At 69.5% G+C, this 14241-nt stretch carries 19 protein-coding genes; 8 read left to right on the top strand and 11 right to left on the bottom strand.

All coding sequences use genetic code 11. From position 1 onward, the window contains the following. The first annotated feature begins 83 nt into the window (after window positions 1-83). Together AC3A6B_RS29210 and AC3A6B_RS29205 are read left to right on the top strand one after the other, a co-directional pair. Window positions 84-1805: an acyl-CoA dehydrogenase family protein gene (locus tag AC3A6B_RS29210; RefSeq protein WP_487840129.1), complete on the top strand. Its 1722-nt coding sequence runs from the start codon at window positions 84-86 to the stop codon at window positions 1803-1805. A 48-nt stretch (window positions 1806-1853) separates the two neighbouring features. After that, a complete protein-coding gene (locus AC3A6B_RS29205) occupies window positions 1854-2336 on the top strand; it encodes a MarR family winged helix-turn-helix transcriptional regulator (RefSeq protein WP_487840128.1) in 483 nt (160 codons plus the stop codon). A gap of 11 nt (window positions 2337-2347) precedes the next feature. Here the strand turns inward: AC3A6B_RS29205 and AC3A6B_RS29200 are convergent, their stop codons facing one another. From AC3A6B_RS29200 to AC3A6B_RS29190, 3 genes are all read right to left on the bottom strand, one after another. Next, window positions 2348-2716: a hypothetical protein gene (locus AC3A6B_RS29200; protein WP_487840127.1), complete on the bottom strand. Its 369-nt coding sequence runs from the start codon at window positions 2714-2716 to the stop codon at window positions 2348-2350. 27 nt (window positions 2717-2743) lie between these two features. Beyond that, the gene (locus AC3A6B_RS29195) at window positions 2744-2962 is read right to left on the bottom strand and encodes a hypothetical protein (protein ID WP_487840126.1); all 219 of its coding nucleotides are present in this window, start codon (window positions 2960-2962) and stop codon (window positions 2744-2746) included. A gap of 84 nt (window positions 2963-3046) precedes the next feature. Beyond that, on the bottom strand, window positions 3047-3805 hold the full coding sequence (locus AC3A6B_RS29190) for a sulfite exporter TauE/SafE family protein (RefSeq protein ID WP_487840125.1): 759 nt from the start codon (window positions 3803-3805) through the stop codon (window positions 3047-3049). A gap of 163 nt (window positions 3806-3968) precedes the next feature. Between AC3A6B_RS29190 and AC3A6B_RS29185 the strand changes: the two genes are divergently transcribed. Continuing rightward, on the top strand, window positions 3969-4415 hold the full coding sequence (locus AC3A6B_RS29185; RefSeq protein WP_487840124.1) for a DoxX family protein: 447 nt from the start codon (window positions 3969-3971) through the stop codon (window positions 4413-4415). Window positions 4416-4425: 10 nt separating this feature from the next. Here AC3A6B_RS29185 and AC3A6B_RS29180 read toward each other — a convergent pair whose 3' ends face one another. Further along, window positions 4426-5139, bottom strand: coding sequence for a Crp/Fnr family transcriptional regulator (locus AC3A6B_RS29180; protein ID WP_487840123.1), 714 nt, complete (start codon window positions 5137-5139; stop codon window positions 4426-4428). Between the two features lie 52 nt (window positions 5140-5191). On the opposite strand from AC3A6B_RS29180, the gene AC3A6B_RS29175 reads away from it, so the two are divergent. The 4 genes from AC3A6B_RS29175 to AC3A6B_RS29160 all read left to right on the top strand — a co-directional run bounded on the left by AC3A6B_RS29175 (window position 5192) and on the right by AC3A6B_RS29160 (window position 7405). Continuing rightward, window positions 5192-6013, top strand: coding sequence for a hypothetical protein (locus tag AC3A6B_RS29175; protein WP_487840122.1), 822 nt, complete (start codon window positions 5192-5194; stop codon window positions 6011-6013). Next, window positions 6004-6213 carry a 2Fe-2S iron-sulfur cluster-binding protein gene (locus AC3A6B_RS29170; RefSeq protein WP_487840121.1) on the top strand — a complete coding sequence of 70 codons (210 nt, stop codon included), beginning with the start codon at window positions 6004-6006 and terminating at the stop codon, window positions 6211-6213. The genes AC3A6B_RS29175 and AC3A6B_RS29170 overlap by 10 nt, the downstream gene beginning before the upstream one ends. After that, a complete protein-coding gene (locus AC3A6B_RS29165; protein WP_487840120.1) occupies window positions 6210-6851 on the top strand; it encodes an adenylate/guanylate cyclase domain-containing protein in 642 nt (213 codons plus the stop codon). The genes AC3A6B_RS29170 and AC3A6B_RS29165 overlap by 4 nt, the downstream gene beginning before the upstream one ends. A gap of 92 nt (window positions 6852-6943) precedes the next feature. Then, window positions 6944-7405 carry a hypothetical protein gene (locus tag AC3A6B_RS29160; RefSeq protein ID WP_487840119.1) on the top strand — a complete coding sequence of 154 codons (462 nt, stop codon included), beginning with the start codon at window positions 6944-6946 and terminating at the stop codon, window positions 7403-7405. 7 nt (window positions 7406-7412) lie between these two features. On the opposite strand, the gene AC3A6B_RS29155 is transcribed toward AC3A6B_RS29160, so the two are convergent. Genes AC3A6B_RS29155 through AC3A6B_RS29145 form a run of 3 tightly spaced genes read right to left on the bottom strand, consistent with a single transcriptional unit; the run spans window position 7413 to window position 10583 of the window. After that, entirely contained in the window at window positions 7413-8618 is a 1206-nt protein-coding gene (locus AC3A6B_RS29155) for a 3-hydroxybenzoate 6-monooxygenase (RefSeq protein WP_487840118.1), read from the bottom strand. Beyond that, entirely contained in the window at window positions 8615-9586 is a 972-nt protein-coding gene (locus tag AC3A6B_RS29150; RefSeq protein ID WP_487840117.1) for an amidohydrolase family protein, read from the bottom strand. Before AC3A6B_RS29150 ends, AC3A6B_RS29155 begins: the two co-directional genes overlap by 4 nt. Before the next feature lie 7 nt (window positions 9587-9593). Next, window positions 9594-10583 (bottom strand): Bug family tripartite tricarboxylate transporter substrate binding protein, encoded by a 990-nt coding sequence (locus tag AC3A6B_RS29145; protein WP_487840116.1) that lies wholly within the window; start codon window positions 10581-10583, stop codon window positions 9594-9596. Window positions 10584-10656: 73 nt separating this feature from the next. Here AC3A6B_RS29145 and AC3A6B_RS29140 point away from each other — a divergent pair, with 73 nt between their 5' ends. Beyond that, window positions 10657-11106, top strand: a complete 450-nt coding sequence (locus AC3A6B_RS29140) for a MarR family winged helix-turn-helix transcriptional regulator (protein WP_436295691.1) — start codon at window positions 10657-10659, stop codon at window positions 11104-11106. Window positions 11107-11115: 9 nt separating this feature from the next. Here the strand turns inward: AC3A6B_RS29140 and rtcA are convergent, their stop codons facing one another. From rtcA to AC3A6B_RS29120, 4 genes are read right to left on the bottom strand one after another with little or no spacing between them, the layout of a single operon-like run. Further along, entirely contained in the window at window positions 11116-12153 is a 1038-nt protein-coding gene (gene rtcA / locus AC3A6B_RS29135) for an RNA 3'-terminal phosphate cyclase (RefSeq protein ID WP_487840130.1), read from the bottom strand. A 14-nt stretch (window positions 12154-12167) separates the two neighbouring features. Further along, window positions 12168-12818 (bottom strand): zinc-ribbon domain containing protein, encoded by a 651-nt coding sequence (locus tag AC3A6B_RS29130; protein WP_487840115.1) that lies wholly within the window; start codon window positions 12816-12818, stop codon window positions 12168-12170. Window positions 12819-12841: 23 nt separating this feature from the next. After that, a complete protein-coding gene (locus tag AC3A6B_RS29125; RefSeq protein WP_487840114.1) occupies window positions 12842-13177 on the bottom strand; it encodes a hypothetical protein in 336 nt (111 codons plus the stop codon). Next, window positions 13177-14208 (bottom strand): HEAT repeat domain-containing protein, encoded by a 1032-nt coding sequence (locus AC3A6B_RS29120; protein ID WP_487840113.1) that lies wholly within the window; start codon window positions 14206-14208, stop codon window positions 13177-13179. The genes AC3A6B_RS29125 and AC3A6B_RS29120 overlap by 1 nt, the downstream gene beginning before the upstream one ends. Window positions 14209-14241 lie beyond the last annotated feature (33 nt).

Here is a 14241-nt window from a genome sequence, read left to right as displayed (position 1 = left end):
TGACCCGCTCGCAACACGCCGAGTTCGAGCGCTGGGGCCCGCTGGTCAAGAAGGTCGGCTTCACGGCCGAGTCCTGATCCGGGATGGACTATCGGCCCCGTCCCGACGAAACGCGCTTCCTGCTGGAGACGGTGCTGGACGCGACGCCGCGCCTGCGCGCGCTCGCGCCCTTTGCCGAGTTCGACGAGGCGCTGCAGGCGCAGGTGCTCGACGAAGCCGGCAAGTTCGTCGCCGAGGTCATCGCGCCGGTCAACCGCACGGGCGACGAGGCGGGCTGCCGCTTCGCCGATGGCGAGGTGCACACGCCGCCCGGCTTTCGCGCGGCCTACCAGGCCTTGAGCCAGGGCGGCTGGCTGGCACTCTCGGCGGCGCCCGAAGACGGCGGCCAGGGCCTGCCCGCCGTGCTCGAAGCGGTCCTGTTCGAATGGCTCAGCGCGGCCAACCACGGCCTCACGATGGCGCCCGGCCTGCTGCATGGCGCCTATGAATGCATCAGGCACCACGGCAGCGAGGACCTGAAGCAGCGCTACCTCTCGAAGATCGCGAGCGGCGAATGGCTCGCGACCATGTGCCTGACCGAGGCCCATGCCGGCAGCGATTTGGGCCAGGTGCGCACCCGTGCCGTGCCGCAGGCCGACGGCAGCCATCGCGTGACAGGCGGCAAGATCTTCATCTCGGGCGGCGAGCACGATCTCACGGAGAACATCGTCCACCTGGTGCTGTGCCGCCTGCCGGACGCACCGTCCGGCCCCAAGGGCCTGTCGCTGGTGCTGGTGCCCAAGGTGCTGCCCGACGGCACGCGCAACGCGGTGCACTGCGAGCGCATCGAGGAAAAGATGGGCCTGCATGGCAGCCCGACCTGCGTGATGCGCTTCGACGAGGCCACCGGCTGGCTGATCGGCGAGCCGAACCGCGGGCTGGCCGCGATGTTCGTGATGATGAACGCGGCGCGGCTGCATGTGGCGCTGCAGGGCATCGGCCTGCTCGATGCAGCCTGGCAGAAGGCGCAAGCCTATGCGCACGAGCGGCGCCAGATGCGCGCCCCCGGGCCGGCGCCGGCCAGCCGCGGCGCCGAGCCGGCCGATCTGATCGCAGAGCATCCGGCGATGCGCCGCATCCTCGATACGCAGCGCGCCTGGATCGACGGCGCGCGGCTCCTCGCCTACCGCACCGCGCTGCAGCTCGACATCGCGCGGCACGACGGCGATGCCAAGACGCGGGAACGCGCGCAGCGCTGGTGCGCGCTGGTCACGCCGGTGCTCAAGGCGGCCTGCACGCAGCAGGCTTTTCAGGGCGCCAGCGAGTGCCTGCAGGTCTTCGGCGGCCACGGCTATGTGCGCGAGTGCGGCATCGAGCAGGTGCTTCGCGATGCGCGCGTGACCATGATCTACGAGGGCACCAACGAGATCCAGGCCATCGACCTGCTGGTGCGCAAGGTGCTGCCCGACGGCGGCGCCGGCATGTCGGCGCTCCTGATCGAGCTGCGCGACGAGCTCGATGCCTCGCGCGAGGTCGAAGCCGACGTGCAGCGCCGGCTCGCGCAGCTGCGCTACCTCGGCACCACGGTTGTCATGGCGGCGGGAGCCGATCCCGCCCTGCCCCATGAAGTGGCCGACGACTACCTGCGGGTCGTGATGCTGGCCATGCTGGCCTGGGCCTGGGCGCGCATCGAGCGCGCGGCGCCGCAGGAAACACGCTGGTCCGGACCGGCTGCCGCCTTCCGGCGCTGGGTGCTGCCGGAGTTCGAGATGCGCCTGGGCATCGTCAAGCGCGCCTGCGAGGCCGCTGCACAGGCTGGCACCTAGGCGACGGCCGCCGGTGCACGGGCCGCCCAAGCCAGTTACCCTCCGGCCATGGCAGTCTCCCGCAAGAAACCCGCATCCACCGTCGCCGTTGCACCACCGCGCGCCGACCAGCTCGATACCCGTGTGCTCGAAGCCCTGGTCGGCTACAACGCGCGGCGCGCCTGGCTGGCCGTGAGCACGATCTTCGCCGAGCGCATGGCGGCCTACGGCCTGAAGCAGGTGGACTTCTCGGTGCTCTCGCTGCTCGCGCACAACCCGGGCGCCACCTCGCGCCAGCTGTGCGCCACGCTCGACATCCTGCCGCCCAATCTGGTGAGCCTGATCTCGGCGATGGACAGCCGCGGGCTGATCGAGCGTCGCCCCCATCCGCACGACGGCCGCGCGATCGGCCTGTACCTGACGCCGGCGGGCGTTTCCCTCGTGCGCGACGCGGAGCGGACGGTGGTCGAGCTGGAGGCGGATGCCAGCGCACGCCTCACGACGCGCGAGCGCGAGACGCTGATCCGCTTACTGCAGAAAATCTATCACTGATCCCGGAAGGCTCAGAAGCGCTCGGTGAGCACCAGCACCTGGTGCGCCGCGCCCGCGACCGCGGCAGGGTTCGGGTAGTAGAGCTCGCCGTCGATGTCGTTGCGGGAGAAGGCGTTGCGCGCCTCGAAGTAGCGCGACCGCGCCGCCTCGAACACCTGCCGCCGCCAGGAAGGCTGCGCCGCTTCGATGCGGGCCCAGTGTTCGGGCCTGAGCGTGGGGCACAGCGGAACGGGTGCGGCGCGTTCCCGCAGCAGCAGCTCGCGCGCCTCGCTCGTCAAGGGATCGAACTCCAGGGCTTTTTCGCGCCGGCGCGCCAGAAGGTTGGAAAGAAGGGTCGCGCCAAAGAGGCTGAGCAAGGCGAGGACGATCGCAAAGTCCATGTCGGGTCAAAAAAACGTCGGCGTCGATTACCAGAACTTCCACCACGGCGCGGCGGAGGAGGAACGGGCCGGCGGCAGCGGCTGCAGCCCCGTGTCGCGGATGCGGCGGCGCTGCTCGGCCTCGAGCGCCTGGGCCATGCGGTGCGCGAGCTGGTCCCCCTGCATGGCGCGGATGCGCCACTCGGCAGCAAGGCTTTGCAGCTCGGAATCTTCGAGCTTGGCGGGCGTCGTCATCTGTTCGGACATCCCGAAATTCTGCACACGCCAAGGGGCCGCGGCAATCGTAGAGCTTTGCATTACACGGCCGCGCAGGCATATGTCAAAACCGTGTCACGAGAGGAATCCGTCCCAGCACAATTTGAGTCCCGTCAGCAGCATGCCGAGGTAGACGAAGCGGTAGAACCAGACGGCATCGATGCGGCGCGCGATCCGGATGCCGAGCCACACGCCGAGCGGCGCGAGCGGCAGCAGCACCAGCGAAGTCGCCATGTTGCGCCAGTCGAGCAGGCCGAGCCACGCATAGGGAATCCACTTGCTCAGGTTCACCACGAAGAAGAAATAGGCCAGCGTCGCGGTGTAGGCCACCGGCGTGAGCCGCAGCGGAATCACGTAGGCGTTGACCGGCGGCCCGCCCGCATGGGCGATGAAACTGGTGAAGCCGCCGATCGCCGTCAGCACCGCGCCGGCCGTCTTCGACGGCGGGGGAGCGTCCGAGCGCGGTGGGAACGCCATGCGCTGCGCCAGGAAGAGCAGCGTGAAGACGCCGACGATGCCGGCCACCGTGTGCGCCGGAAGCACCCGGAAGAGCAGCGTGCCGACCAACGTGCCTACGAGCCCGAAGGGAATCAGGAACACCAGCAGCGAGCGGTCGAAGTCGCGCCGGAAGGCGGCGATCCCCAGCAGGTCCATCAGGAGCAGCACCGGCATCAGGATCGCCGCCGCCTGGGGCACCGTGACGGCCAGGGCCAGGAGCGGCACCGCCAGCGAACCGAAGCCGGCGCCGAAGCCGCTCTTGCTGACGCCGAGCATCAGCACGGCAGGAACGGCGACCGCATAGAAATGCGGGTCGGTGATGATGGGGAGAGCCATGGGGAAGAAGAGAGAAGCGGCCGCGCCGTGCGGGCGGGTGCGCCGAGCGTAGCAGGATGCGGGAGCGGCCGCCTTCACCCAAAAGATGTGCGTAAACGCACCGACTCGCGCTGCCGGAGTTCGCACACTCGACGGTCTTTACGTCTTAACGAAGGATCACTCAATGAACACCCAGGCCCTGATGGCCGCGACAACCCCCATCGGCGGGCTGCGCGAGGATGCAGGCAAGCTCCTGCTGCGCGCATCGGTCGCGCTGCTGGTGCTGCTGCACGGCATCGACAAGCTCGCGAAAGGGCCGGGCTTCGTCGTCGGCGCGCCGGAACGCGCCGGCCTGCCGGGCGGCATCGGCTACCTGGTGTACGTGGGCGAGGTGCTGGCGCCGCTGCTGATGCTCGCCGGCCTCTGGACGCGCGCCGCGGCCGGCATTGTCGCCATCAACATGGTGGTCGCGATCGGTTTGGTGCACATGAGCGGCCTGTTCGCGCTGGCCAAGCAGGGCGGCGGCTGGGCGCTCGAACTGCAGGGCCTCTACCTGGCCGGCGCCCTGGCCGTCGCGCTGCTGGGCGCGGGCCGCTTCAGCCTGGGCGGTGCCAAAGGCCGCTTGAACTGAGGCCTGCCGATCAGCCAGGCTCGCCGCGCACCTCGGCCACCATGCGGGCCAGGCGCTCGGCATCGGTCACGACCAGGGCCCGGCCTTCCTTGGCCAGCAGGCCCTTGCGCACCAGCACGTTGAGCTCGCGCGTGACCTGCTCGCGGTTGGTGCTGATCTGGCTGGCCAGCTCGGCATGGCGCGGCGCCGGCTCCAGGCGTGCCCGGTTGTCGGCGATGCCGGCGGCGCGCGCCATGCGCAGCAGCTCGGCATGCAGGCGGTTCTGCACGCCGAGGGTGCTGAGGTCGATGACGCGCTCGGACAGCTGGCGCACCAGCTGGGTCAGCCGGCGCATCACGCGCTCGGCCACCAGCGGCTCGTCGCGCAAGAGCGCCATGAAGGCCGTCCGGTCGAGGCTGGCGACCACACAGGGATCGAGCGTCAGCACATCGGCCGAGCGCGGCCCGCCGTCGATGGCGGCGATGTCGCCGAAGTGCTCGCCTGCGCCGCAGTCGCGGAAGGTGACCTGCCGCCCGTTGGCCGAGTAGGTCGTGATGCGCGCCCGCCCCGAGACCAGGAAATAGACGTCGTCCTCGTTCTGTGAGCGCAGCATCAGCGGCTTGCGCGCCGCCACGCTGTGCCAGCGGCAGGCTTGGGCAAGCAGCTCGAGGCGGCGGTCGGACAGGCCTTCGAACAGCGGGATCTTCCGCAGCGCGAGGCTGGAGCGGTGAGGGGAAGAGGTCATGCAGGGTCGGCAGGCGCGCGCATTATGCTCGGGTGCCGCTTGGAGCCCGCCCATGGACAGCCGTTCCCCCATCCTCTTGCGCCTTCCTTCGCGGCGCAACCTCCGATGGACGAGCGGCGTGGTCCTGATGGGCTACGTGGCGGCGCACATGAGCAACCATGCGCTGGGCCTCGTTTCGCTGGCGACCGCCGAAACCGCGCTGCAGGCCGTCTCCACCTTCTGGCACGGCCTCGCGGGCAGCCTGCTGCTGTACGGCGCGGCGGCGGTGCATGTGGTGCTGGCCGCGGTGGCCCTGTGGGAGCGGCGCAGCCTGCGCATGCCGCCCATGGAGGCCGTGCGGCTGCTCCTGGGCTTCTCGCTGCCGCTGCTGCTGGCCGCTCACCTGACGGCGATGTGCTGGGCCTACGAGGCCTTCGCGATCGACGCTTCCTACGCCCGCGTGATCCGCGGCCTCTGGAGCCCGGGCGCTGCGAGCTTCCAGCTGGCCATGATGCTGGCCGCGTGGACGCACGGTTGCCTCGGGCTGCACCTGGCGCTGCGCGTCCGCCCGGCCTACCGGCGGCATTTCCATCTGCTCTTGGCGGCAGCCGTGCTGCTCCCGGTGCTCGCCGCCCTTGGCTTCCTCGCGATGGGCCGCGAGCTGCAATGGACTGGACGGGCACGCTGCCGGCCCAGATGCCGACGGCAGCGCAGAAAGCAGCGCTCGACGCGACGGAGCAGGACGCCAAGTGGATCTATGCGCTGGCGCTGCTGGCTTTGCTCGCCGCGCGCCAGCTTCGCGCCTGGCATGAACGGCGGCCGCGCAAGGCATCGATCGAGCTGCGCTACCCGGACCGCACGGTCCGCGTGCCGCGCGGCTGGAGCGTGCTCGTAGCCAGCCGCGCGCACGGCATCGCCCACCTGTCGGTCTGCGGCGGACGCGCGCGCTGCTCCACCTGCCGCGTGCGCGTGCTCGGGCCGGCCTCGCATGTGGAACGCCGGGCCACGACGAGCACCGCACGCTGGAGCGGGTGCGTGCACCGGATGACGTGCGGCTGGCATGCCAGCTTCGCCCGCACGGCGATCTGGCGGTGACGCCCCTGTTCGCGCCCCGCCTCGGCGCCGGCGCCCAGCCCGGCCGCCTGGGCTGCGAGCACGACGTCGCGATCCTCTTCGTCGACCTGCGCCGCTGGTCGGGCCTGTCGGAGCGGCAATGGCCCTTGGACCTGGTGTACGTGCTCGACCGCTACTTCGCGATCGTCGGCGCCGCGGTGCGCGAGTGCGGCGGCGTGCCGAACCAGTTCATCGGCGACAGCGTGATGGCGATCTTCGGGCTCGATGTCGCCCTGCCGACCGCATGCCGCCAGGCCGTGCGTGCGGCCGCGCTGATCGGCGAGCGCATGGACGCGTGGAGCGCCGGCTTCGAATCCCAGTTCGGCCATCGCCTCGATTTCGGCATGGGCCTGCACGCGGGGCGCGCGGCCGTGGGCGAGGTGGGCTACCTGGAGACCACCACCTTCACCGCGGTGGGCGAAGTGGTCAACACGGCGAGCCGGCTGCAGGACCAGTCCAAGCTAGCTGCGGCCCGGCTCGTGATCTCGGTCTTCGCAGCCGAGCAGGCCGACATCGCCGACGCGCTGGGCGAGCCGGAAATGGTGACCGTGCGTGGCCGCTCGGAGCCGCTCGCGGTGCTGCACGTGCCGCGACCGCAGCTTGAAAAAAGCGTGCGCTAACGCACAGCCCGAAACGCGGCCGGAATCCACACTGCGTTCCACGGTGGCGGCGATCCCCGCAGCCACCTGAAGCAGTGAAAGGACTCTCGATCATGCAAGCCAAGCAACTCCTGGGCATCTCCGCCCTTCTCCTCGCCGGCGCCGCGTCGGCCCAGACCGTGCCGGCCGAAGCCTGGGTCGGCGCACCGATCGCGACCACCAGCAGCACGATGAGCCGCAGCGAGGTCACGGCCGATCTGCAACGCTCGATGAGCGTGGCGCGGACGCCGCAGGAACAGTGGGTCGGCACGCCCGCGACCGCCGCCGTCGCCGTCGGCGCGATGAGCCGGGCCGAGGTGCTGGCCGATCTGAGCCTCTACAACAAGGCGGGCCTGGGCGACTATGCGCGCATCGACAGCCCCGATGCGACCGGCCCCGAATATGCGCGCCGCATGGCCGCCTACCGGCAGGCGCGCAACAGCGATGCCTACATGGCCGAGGTGCAGCGCATCGAAGGCATCCGCGACAGCAGGTTCGCGAGCGCGCGCCGGAAGAACGGTCCGTCTGCCGAGTGAGCGCGCGTCAATCGTCCGCCAGGCAGGTGCCGGCCGTCCAGCCGTAGAGCCACTCGAGCGCGTCGTAGAAGCGCTCCTGCGGCCGGCCCTTCCACATCTCGTTGCGCACCAGGCGCTCCACGCCCTTGGCGTGATAGATGCGGCCCATTTCGCGCGCCGACAGCACCACGCGCGCCGTGCGCGCGACGCGCGAGCGCTCGTAGAGCGCCAGCGCGCGGCCCCAGTCGCCGCCTTCGCGCCGCAGCGCGAGCGCCAGCGTGACGGCATCCTCACAGGCCATGCAGGCGCCCTGCGCCAGGTACTGAACCATCGGATGCGCGGCATCGCCGAGCAGGGTCGCGCGGCCGAAGGTCCAGCGCTCGATCGGATCGCGGTCGGCGGTGGCGTAGCGCTTCCAGGCTTTCGGAATGCGCAGGATCCGCTGCGTCTCTTCGCAGGTGGCGCGGAAGTAGCGCTGCACCTCGGCCGGGTCGCCGTCCATCGAGCCCCACTGCTCGGGCCGGTCGCTGTGGAAGGTGACCGCAAGGTTGAACCTGTCGCCGCCCTTGAGCGGGTAGTGCACCAGGTGGCAGTTGGGTCCGACCCAGATGCAGGGCGCGGTGTAGCGCAGCGCTTCGGGGAACTCGGCCGTGTCGATCACCGCGCGGAACACCACATGGCCGGAGACGCGGATGCCGTCGCCCACGTACTGCTGGCGCACGGCCGAACGCACGCCGTCGCAGCCGATCACGGCCTGGCCCGCGTGGCGGCGACCCTGCGCGTCGATCAGCACGACGCCGTCGTCGCTCTGCTCGATGTGCACCACCTTGGTGGAGGTGAGGAACTCGATGCCTTCGGTGGTGGCCTGCACGCCCTCGAGCAGCGCGCCGTGGATGTCGGCGCGGTGGATCACCGCGTAGGGGTTGCCGAAGCGCTCCCTGAAACGCGCATCGAGCGCGATGCCGATCACGCGCTGGGCATCGATGGCATCGAACATCAGCATTTCGTCGGTGTAGACGGCACGGGCGCGCAGGTTCGCGCCGACGCCCAGCGCATCGCAGGCCGCGAAGGCGTTCGGGCTGAGCTGGATGCCGGCGCCGATCTCGCCGATGTGGGCGGACTGCTCGATCACCTTCACGTTGTAGCCCTCGCGCACCAGCGCGAGCGCCGCCGCCAGGCCGCCGATGCCGCCGCCGGCGATCAGCACGGGTCGGCTGTCGAGTGCTGTTTTCATGGCAGTTTGAAAAGCTCGCGCGCGTTGTCACGGCCGATCTTCAGCCGGTCGTTGTCGCTGATCTCGCAATGGTCGAACCAGCGCGCCGCATCCTCGTGCTTCTCGAAGGGGTAGTCCACCGAGTACATGATGCGGTCGCTGCCCACCTCCAGCATCGTCGACAGCAGCGTCGGCGTGCGGAAGTTGCCGCTGGTCGTGATGTGCACGTTGCTGCGCAGGTAGTCGCCGATCTGCTTCTCGCACGGCATGCCGCGCCGTCCCTTGCGCAGGATGTGGTCGACGCGCCAGATGTTGAAGGGGATGCCTTCGCCGAAGTGGCCGAGGATCATCTGCAAGCCGGGATGCCGGTCGAAGAGGCCGCTCGACATCAGCCGCAGCGCGTGAATGCTGGTCTCCACGGCAAAGGCCCAGGTCGGCCCCGTGAGCCAGTGCGCGCCCTCGTAGATCGGCTCGCGTGCCGGCAGCGGGTCGCGCGGGTGCATGTAGAACGGCTTGCCGAGCGCCGCAGCCGCGGCCCAGAAGTCGGCGAACCGAGGCGCGTCGTAGTAGACCACCGTGCGTTCGTCGCCGACCTGCGAGAAACCGTTGACCAGGAAGCCGTGGAAGCCGAACTCCTTGATGCAGCGTTCGAGCTCGCGCGCCGCCGCCTCCGGATCCTGCATCGGCAGCGCCGCGAAGCCGCCGAAGCGTGTCGGCCGGCGCGCCGCCTGCTCGGCCAGCACCTCGTTCGCGCGCCGCGCCACTTCGACGGCACGGCGCGCATCGGGAATGGCCTGCACCGCCGGCGAGTTGAGCGAGAGGATTGCGTATTCGGTGCCCCAGGCATCCATCTGCTCGATGCGCTGCTGCTCGAAGTCGAGCAGATTGCTCTTGAGACCGGCCCAGACCTCCGGCCGCGCATAGACCTCCGAGTCGCCGACGGTGAGCTCGATGGCGAAATGCTCCTCGAGCGCGATCTTGTTCTTCATCCGCTGTTCACTCCGGTTTGATGTTGAGCTTGTCGAGCACGCCCTGCCAGGTCTTGCGGTCCTCGGCGATGTACTGGGCCAGCTGCTCGGGCGTGCCCGGGCGCGGGTAGGTGCCGAGCTCGCGCGACTTCGCCACCACGTCGGGCAGGAGCAGCACCTCGCCCATGTCCTTGTTGAGCCTGGCGAGGATGGCCGGGTCCACGCCCTTCTTCGCAATCACCGCGAACCAGCCGTGCGCCACCGCGCCGGGCACGGTCTTGCTGGCCAATGGAAACTGCTCCAGCCCGGGCTCGACGCGGTCGCCCATGCTCGCGAGGACGCGCATCTTGCCGGCCTGCACGTTGCCCGCCACCACGTTGTAGGTCTCGACCATCATCTTGGTCTGGCCGCCCAGCATGGCCTGCATCGCCTGCGCACCGCCGGGGTAGTGCACCTCGAGGAACTGCGCGCCCGACTGCAGGCCGAGCAGCGCCGATGCAAGATGCGGCAACGTGCCGCGGCCGTTGTCCGCCACCTCGATGCCCTGCGGCTTCGCCTTGGCGGCGGCGATGAAATCGGCCAGCGTCTTGTAGGGCGAATCGCCCGGCACCGCCAGCATGAATGGCGCGACCGCGGCCAGCGTGACCGGCACGAAGTCGCGGTTGAAGTCGTAGGTTACGCCCTTGATGGTGCTCGGCGCGACCGAGATCGCCGAGCCCTGCACGAAGCCGAAGGTGGCGCCGTCCGCGGGCGCGGCGAGGATGGCGTTCATGCCGATCACGCCGCTGCCGCCCGGCTTGTTGTCGACGACCACGCCCTGCCCCCACTTCTCGCCGAGCTTGACGCTCACATGGCGGATCAGCACGTCGGGCGCCGAGCCCGCCGGGAAGGGAACGACGAAGCGCACCGGCTGGGCCGGCCACTTGCCTGCGGTGCCCTGCGCATGGACAAGCGACGCGGCGGCGGCGGCCGAAAGCGCGAGCAGAAGAGCCGCGCAGCGGGAGCTGAAAAGGTTCATGATCGCCTCTTTATTTACTTGAATATTCAAGCAACCAGACGCACTCTATACTTGAATCAGCAAGTATTTGTTCATGAAAACCCTAGTCCAGGATCACGACCTCGAGAAGGCGATTCCCTTCCTGCTGGCACGCGCAGGCGCGCGCATGGGCAATGCCTTCTCCAAGGCGCTCAAGCCCTACGGCCTGAGCCTCGTCGAATGGCGCGTCTGCGCCTCGCTGCAGCACACGCCGGACCAGACGCTTTCCGAGCTCGCGCTGCATTCCTCGAACGACCTGTCGGCGCTCTCGCGCATCGTCGACCGGCTGGCGACGCTAGAGCTCGTGCGGCGCGAGAAGTGCGGTACGGACGGCCGTGCGATACGCCTCGCGCTCACACCGCTCGGACTCGAGCTCACGCACGAGATCATTCCGCTCGCCAAGCACTACGAGGCCATCGCGCTCTCCGACTTCAGCGCGAGCGAGGTGAAGCTGCTGCGCGAGATGCTGCTGCGCATCTACGCCAACGCGACGCCGTTGGCATAGGGCGGGCGCTCAGGCCGGCGCCACCCGCACCGCGGCGGCCTCGGCGCCCTGCGAGATCGCGAAGCGCACCGGCAGGAAGCGCTCGATCACCGCGCAGTTGGTGCGCGTGTGCTGCGTCACCTCGCTGCAGCTGAAGGCCGCGGCTTCCTTGCGCTGCCACACCGCGAGCGCAAGAAGCAGCGCGAGCTGATCCGCCAGGTGCGACCCGACTGCAGCCCCGCTTTTCTGAAAGGCGCGCACCTCCTTCACGAGCCGGTGTGCCACCTGCTCGGCGGAAAGCGTCTTCTCGCCGAAGGCGGTGAAGACCTCGGTGACGTGCTCGTAGGCGAAGACGGCCATGAGCGCATTGCCCGGCCCTTCGTTCTGCCGCGCCACGCCATGACGCAGTTGCTCGACGGACCAGCCCATCGCGCTGCCGAGCGTGCCGAGCTCGCGCACCGCGACATGGCGCGCAAGGCCGGGCGCGAGGCACTCGCCGTGCGCCGCCTGCAGCGCGCCGCGCGCCAGCAGATCGAAGGGCCTGAGCGGTCCGGCGCCGGGCACGATGGTCGCTTCGACCGCACCGCCCCCGGCCGGATAGAAGCCGCAGCGATGCAGCACCAGTTGCAGGTCCGCGCCCAGGCGGCGCACCAGCGGCGCAAAGGCCAGGTCGAGAAAATGGAAGGGCGGCGCCATCGGGTTGTGCGTGCCGCCCGCGAGCGAGACGCGGCTCGGCGCATCCGCCAGCAGCAACGCAGGCAGCACCGTCTGGAGCACCAGCATGCAACTGCCCGCGCTGGCGACCGCGAAGCGGTAGTCGCCAGCGCGCACGGGCCCGGGCTCGAAGCGCAGCCGCTGCGAACCGAGCTCGGCGCCTTCGACCTGCGCGCCGCTCAGTTCCGCCGCCGCCAGCACGCAGGCCAAGTGCTGGCGCATCAGCCCCGGCTTGGGACGCCCGGCGCGAATGCGATCGATGGCGAGCGGCTGGCCCGTGACCATCGCGAGCGCGAGCGCGGTGCGCAGGATCTGGCCGCCGCCCTCGCCTTGGGAGCCGTCGAGTTCGATCACGTCCTCTGTCCTCGTCATCCTGCTGCTCGAACGCGCGCCAGGGCCTTGGCAGCCGCATCGGCCGCCACCCGCTCCCAGCTCCAATATCCGTTGCCCGCGCGGCCCGCCACGAGCGCCTCGAGCTGCGCGACCTGCAGTGCCCCACCCCAGCGTCCCATGGTCTCGATGGCCACAACCCGCAGGCTCCACCACTTGCTTTCCAATGCCGAATCGATCTCGGCCAGCGCCTCGGCATCCGGGCTCCCCGCACCCAGCGCGCGCAGCCGCTGCGTCTGTTCGCGCAGCAGGTTGGCGCCCTCGCCGGCGTTGGCAGGCTGCCGCTGCTCGCGATACGCGCGGCGGCAGGCACGGCAACGCACCGCCGTGCTGTCGATGTGGCCGTGGATCACCTCGTACCACCACTTCTGCTGCTTGGCCGTCCAGACCTCCTCGATGCCGCAGTCGCGGCAGGTGAAGGCCAGGTCGAGGTAATAGCTCGGCAGCAGGCCGTAGGTGTTGTTGTGGCGCGCGAGCAAGTCCAGGTCGGCCGGCTCCATGCCAGCGAGGCGGACGCCGGCGGGCAGCCGGCGCGCATCGGAACGCGGGCCCAGCGTCGCCACCAACTGCGCCGCGCGCTCCAGCCGTCGTTGCTTGATCTCGGCGCGGCGCTGCTTGTTGCTTTTCATGATCGTGAATCGAAGTCGGATGTTCAGATGACGTGGAATGCACGCAGGTGGTAATCGGTCAGGTCCGGAAAGCCATGCGGCAGCAGGCCCCTCGGGCGTCCGATGGACAGAAGTCGGGCTTTCTGGTTCCAAAGCGCTGCCAGCCTGGCGCTCTGCGCGGCCCGCGGCTGGACATAGCAATTCGCCATGGCCCTGACCCACGCATGCAGTTCGTTGGTGATGGCATCGGCAAGCTCGCCCGCGGGCGCTTCGCCGTCCAGAAGCTCCAGGACGAACAACAGCCGGTCCCATGGCGAACCGCTGCGGAGCATGGCGATGATGTCGATCGCCAATTCGCGGCGCGCCCGCCCCAGGCGCATCAGCGCATCCGGCGCCGGCAAGGGCGCACCGCGACGGACGTGTCGACCGCGAGCCTGCGCACCTTTGGCGATTCATCGGCCAGAATCGCCATCAGTTCCGCCTCCACCACGTCGCCGTCCGCCGCGCAGAGCACCAGCCAGCGCGCCAGGCGCCGCAAGGGTACCGCCGGCGAGGTCACCCATGGCCGCGCCAGCTGCAGCGTCTGCGGATCCTCGAGCAGGAACAGCACATGCAGCGCCGCGACACGCGATCGATCGTCGCTTGCGTCCTGAGCGAGGATTGCTTTTGCATGGCAGGCGATCTCATCCCTCTCCCCGGCCAGAGCGCCCACAGCCAGCGAACGCACGGCCGCGCTCCGGTCCATGCACATCGCGCGGACCAGAGGCTGCACGTCGAAGTCCGCGGCCGCGAGAAGCTCTCGCATGGCGGTGGTTCGAACGCGAGGCAAGCGCGAACGGCAGGCAGCCACGAGCAGTTCACGACGATGTGAAGGCTGCTGCAACCTGCTCGCAGCCTCCAGACCCAGTTGCGCGGTCAGCAGGTCGTTCGAGCGAACACCTCGCTGCAGGATGCCCATGAGCTCCGATTCGGCGTGCGGCTGCCTCAGGTGCAGCGAGAACATCCAGCGGCGCATCGCATTGTCCGGCGAGCGCGCATGGTGTTCCAGTGCATCGACATTCCGCGCCAGGAAGGCCTCGATGGCATCCGTTGTTTCGCGCAGATCGACCCTGCGCACCCGGTAGACATACGCGATCGCGGGCAACGCCTGCGCCCAATGCGCGACGAATTCGTCGCGCATGAAGACCGCAAGGCCTTGTCGAGCAGCATCCGATACCTGCTGCACCCAGTCACCGGTGCATACAAGCAAGGGGGCAATGGCCCGCGGATCGGCTCGGCGCACCAGTTCCACGACCGCCGCTTCGCGCTGGTAGCCGTCGAACGAACGGGCGAGCTCCATCAGCGGATCGAGTTCGAGCATCGAACAATCCACATCCGGCACCGCCTCGACCCTTGTTTTCCACCACTTCATCGCTCTGATCCTCCATGCGGCGCCAAGAGATTT

It is taken from the genome of Variovorax sp. Soil_C_33, from assembly GCF_057656935.1.
Note: the sequence above shows the minus strand (reverse complement) of the source record. Positions and strands in the feature narration are given on the sequence as shown.

Coding starts and splice junctions, on each gene's coding strand:
- AC3A6B_RS29125 (WP_487840114.1), bottom strand. CDS start 13,177: ATGCGCCTGGGGCGGGCGCGCCGCGAATTGGCGATCGACATCATCGCC.
- AC3A6B_RS29190 (WP_487840125.1), bottom strand. CDS start 3,805: ATGGCTCTCCCCATCATCACCGACCCGCATTTCTATGCGGTCGCCGTT.
- AC3A6B_RS29130 (WP_487840115.1), bottom strand. CDS start 12,818: ATGAAAAGCAACAAGCAGCGCCGCGCCGAGATCAAGCAACGACGGCTG.
- AC3A6B_RS29150 (WP_487840117.1), bottom strand. CDS start 9,586: ATGAAGAACAAGATCGCGCTCGAGGAGCATTTCGCCATCGAGCTCACC.
- AC3A6B_RS29205 (WP_487840128.1), top strand. CDS start 1,854: ATGGCAGTCTCCCGCAAGAAACCCGCATCCACCGTCGCCGTTGCACCA.
- AC3A6B_RS29155 (WP_487840118.1), bottom strand. CDS start 8,618: ATGAAAACAGCACTCGACAGCCGACCCGTGCTGATCGCCGGCGGCGGC.
- AC3A6B_RS29120 (WP_487840113.1), bottom strand. CDS start 14,208: ATGAAGTGGTGGAAAACAAGGGTCGAGGCGGTGCCGGATGTGGATTGT.
- AC3A6B_RS29145 (WP_487840116.1), bottom strand. CDS start 10,583: ATGAACCTTTTCAGCTCCCGCTGCGCGGCTCTTCTGCTCGCGCTTTCG.
- AC3A6B_RS29195 (WP_487840126.1), bottom strand. CDS start 2,962: ATGTCCGAACAGATGACGACGCCCGCCAAGCTCGAAGATTCCGAGCTG.
- AC3A6B_RS29175 (WP_487840122.1), top strand. CDS start 5,192: ATGGACAGCCGTTCCCCCATCCTCTTGCGCCTTCCTTCGCGGCGCAAC.
- AC3A6B_RS29140 (WP_436295691.1), top strand. CDS start 10,657: ATGAAAACCCTAGTCCAGGATCACGACCTCGAGAAGGCGATTCCCTTC.
- AC3A6B_RS29160 (WP_487840119.1), top strand. CDS start 6,944: ATGCAAGCCAAGCAACTCCTGGGCATCTCCGCCCTTCTCCTCGCCGGC.
- AC3A6B_RS29210 (WP_487840129.1), top strand. CDS start 84: ATGGACTATCGGCCCCGTCCCGACGAAACGCGCTTCCTGCTGGAGACG.
- AC3A6B_RS29180 (WP_487840123.1), bottom strand. CDS start 5,139: ATGACCTCTTCCCCTCACCGCTCCAGCCTCGCGCTGCGGAAGATCCCG.
- AC3A6B_RS29185 (WP_487840124.1), top strand. CDS start 3,969: ATGAACACCCAGGCCCTGATGGCCGCGACAACCCCCATCGGCGGGCTG.
- AC3A6B_RS29200 (WP_487840127.1), bottom strand. CDS start 2,716: ATGGACTTTGCGATCGTCCTCGCCTTGCTCAGCCTCTTTGGCGCGACC.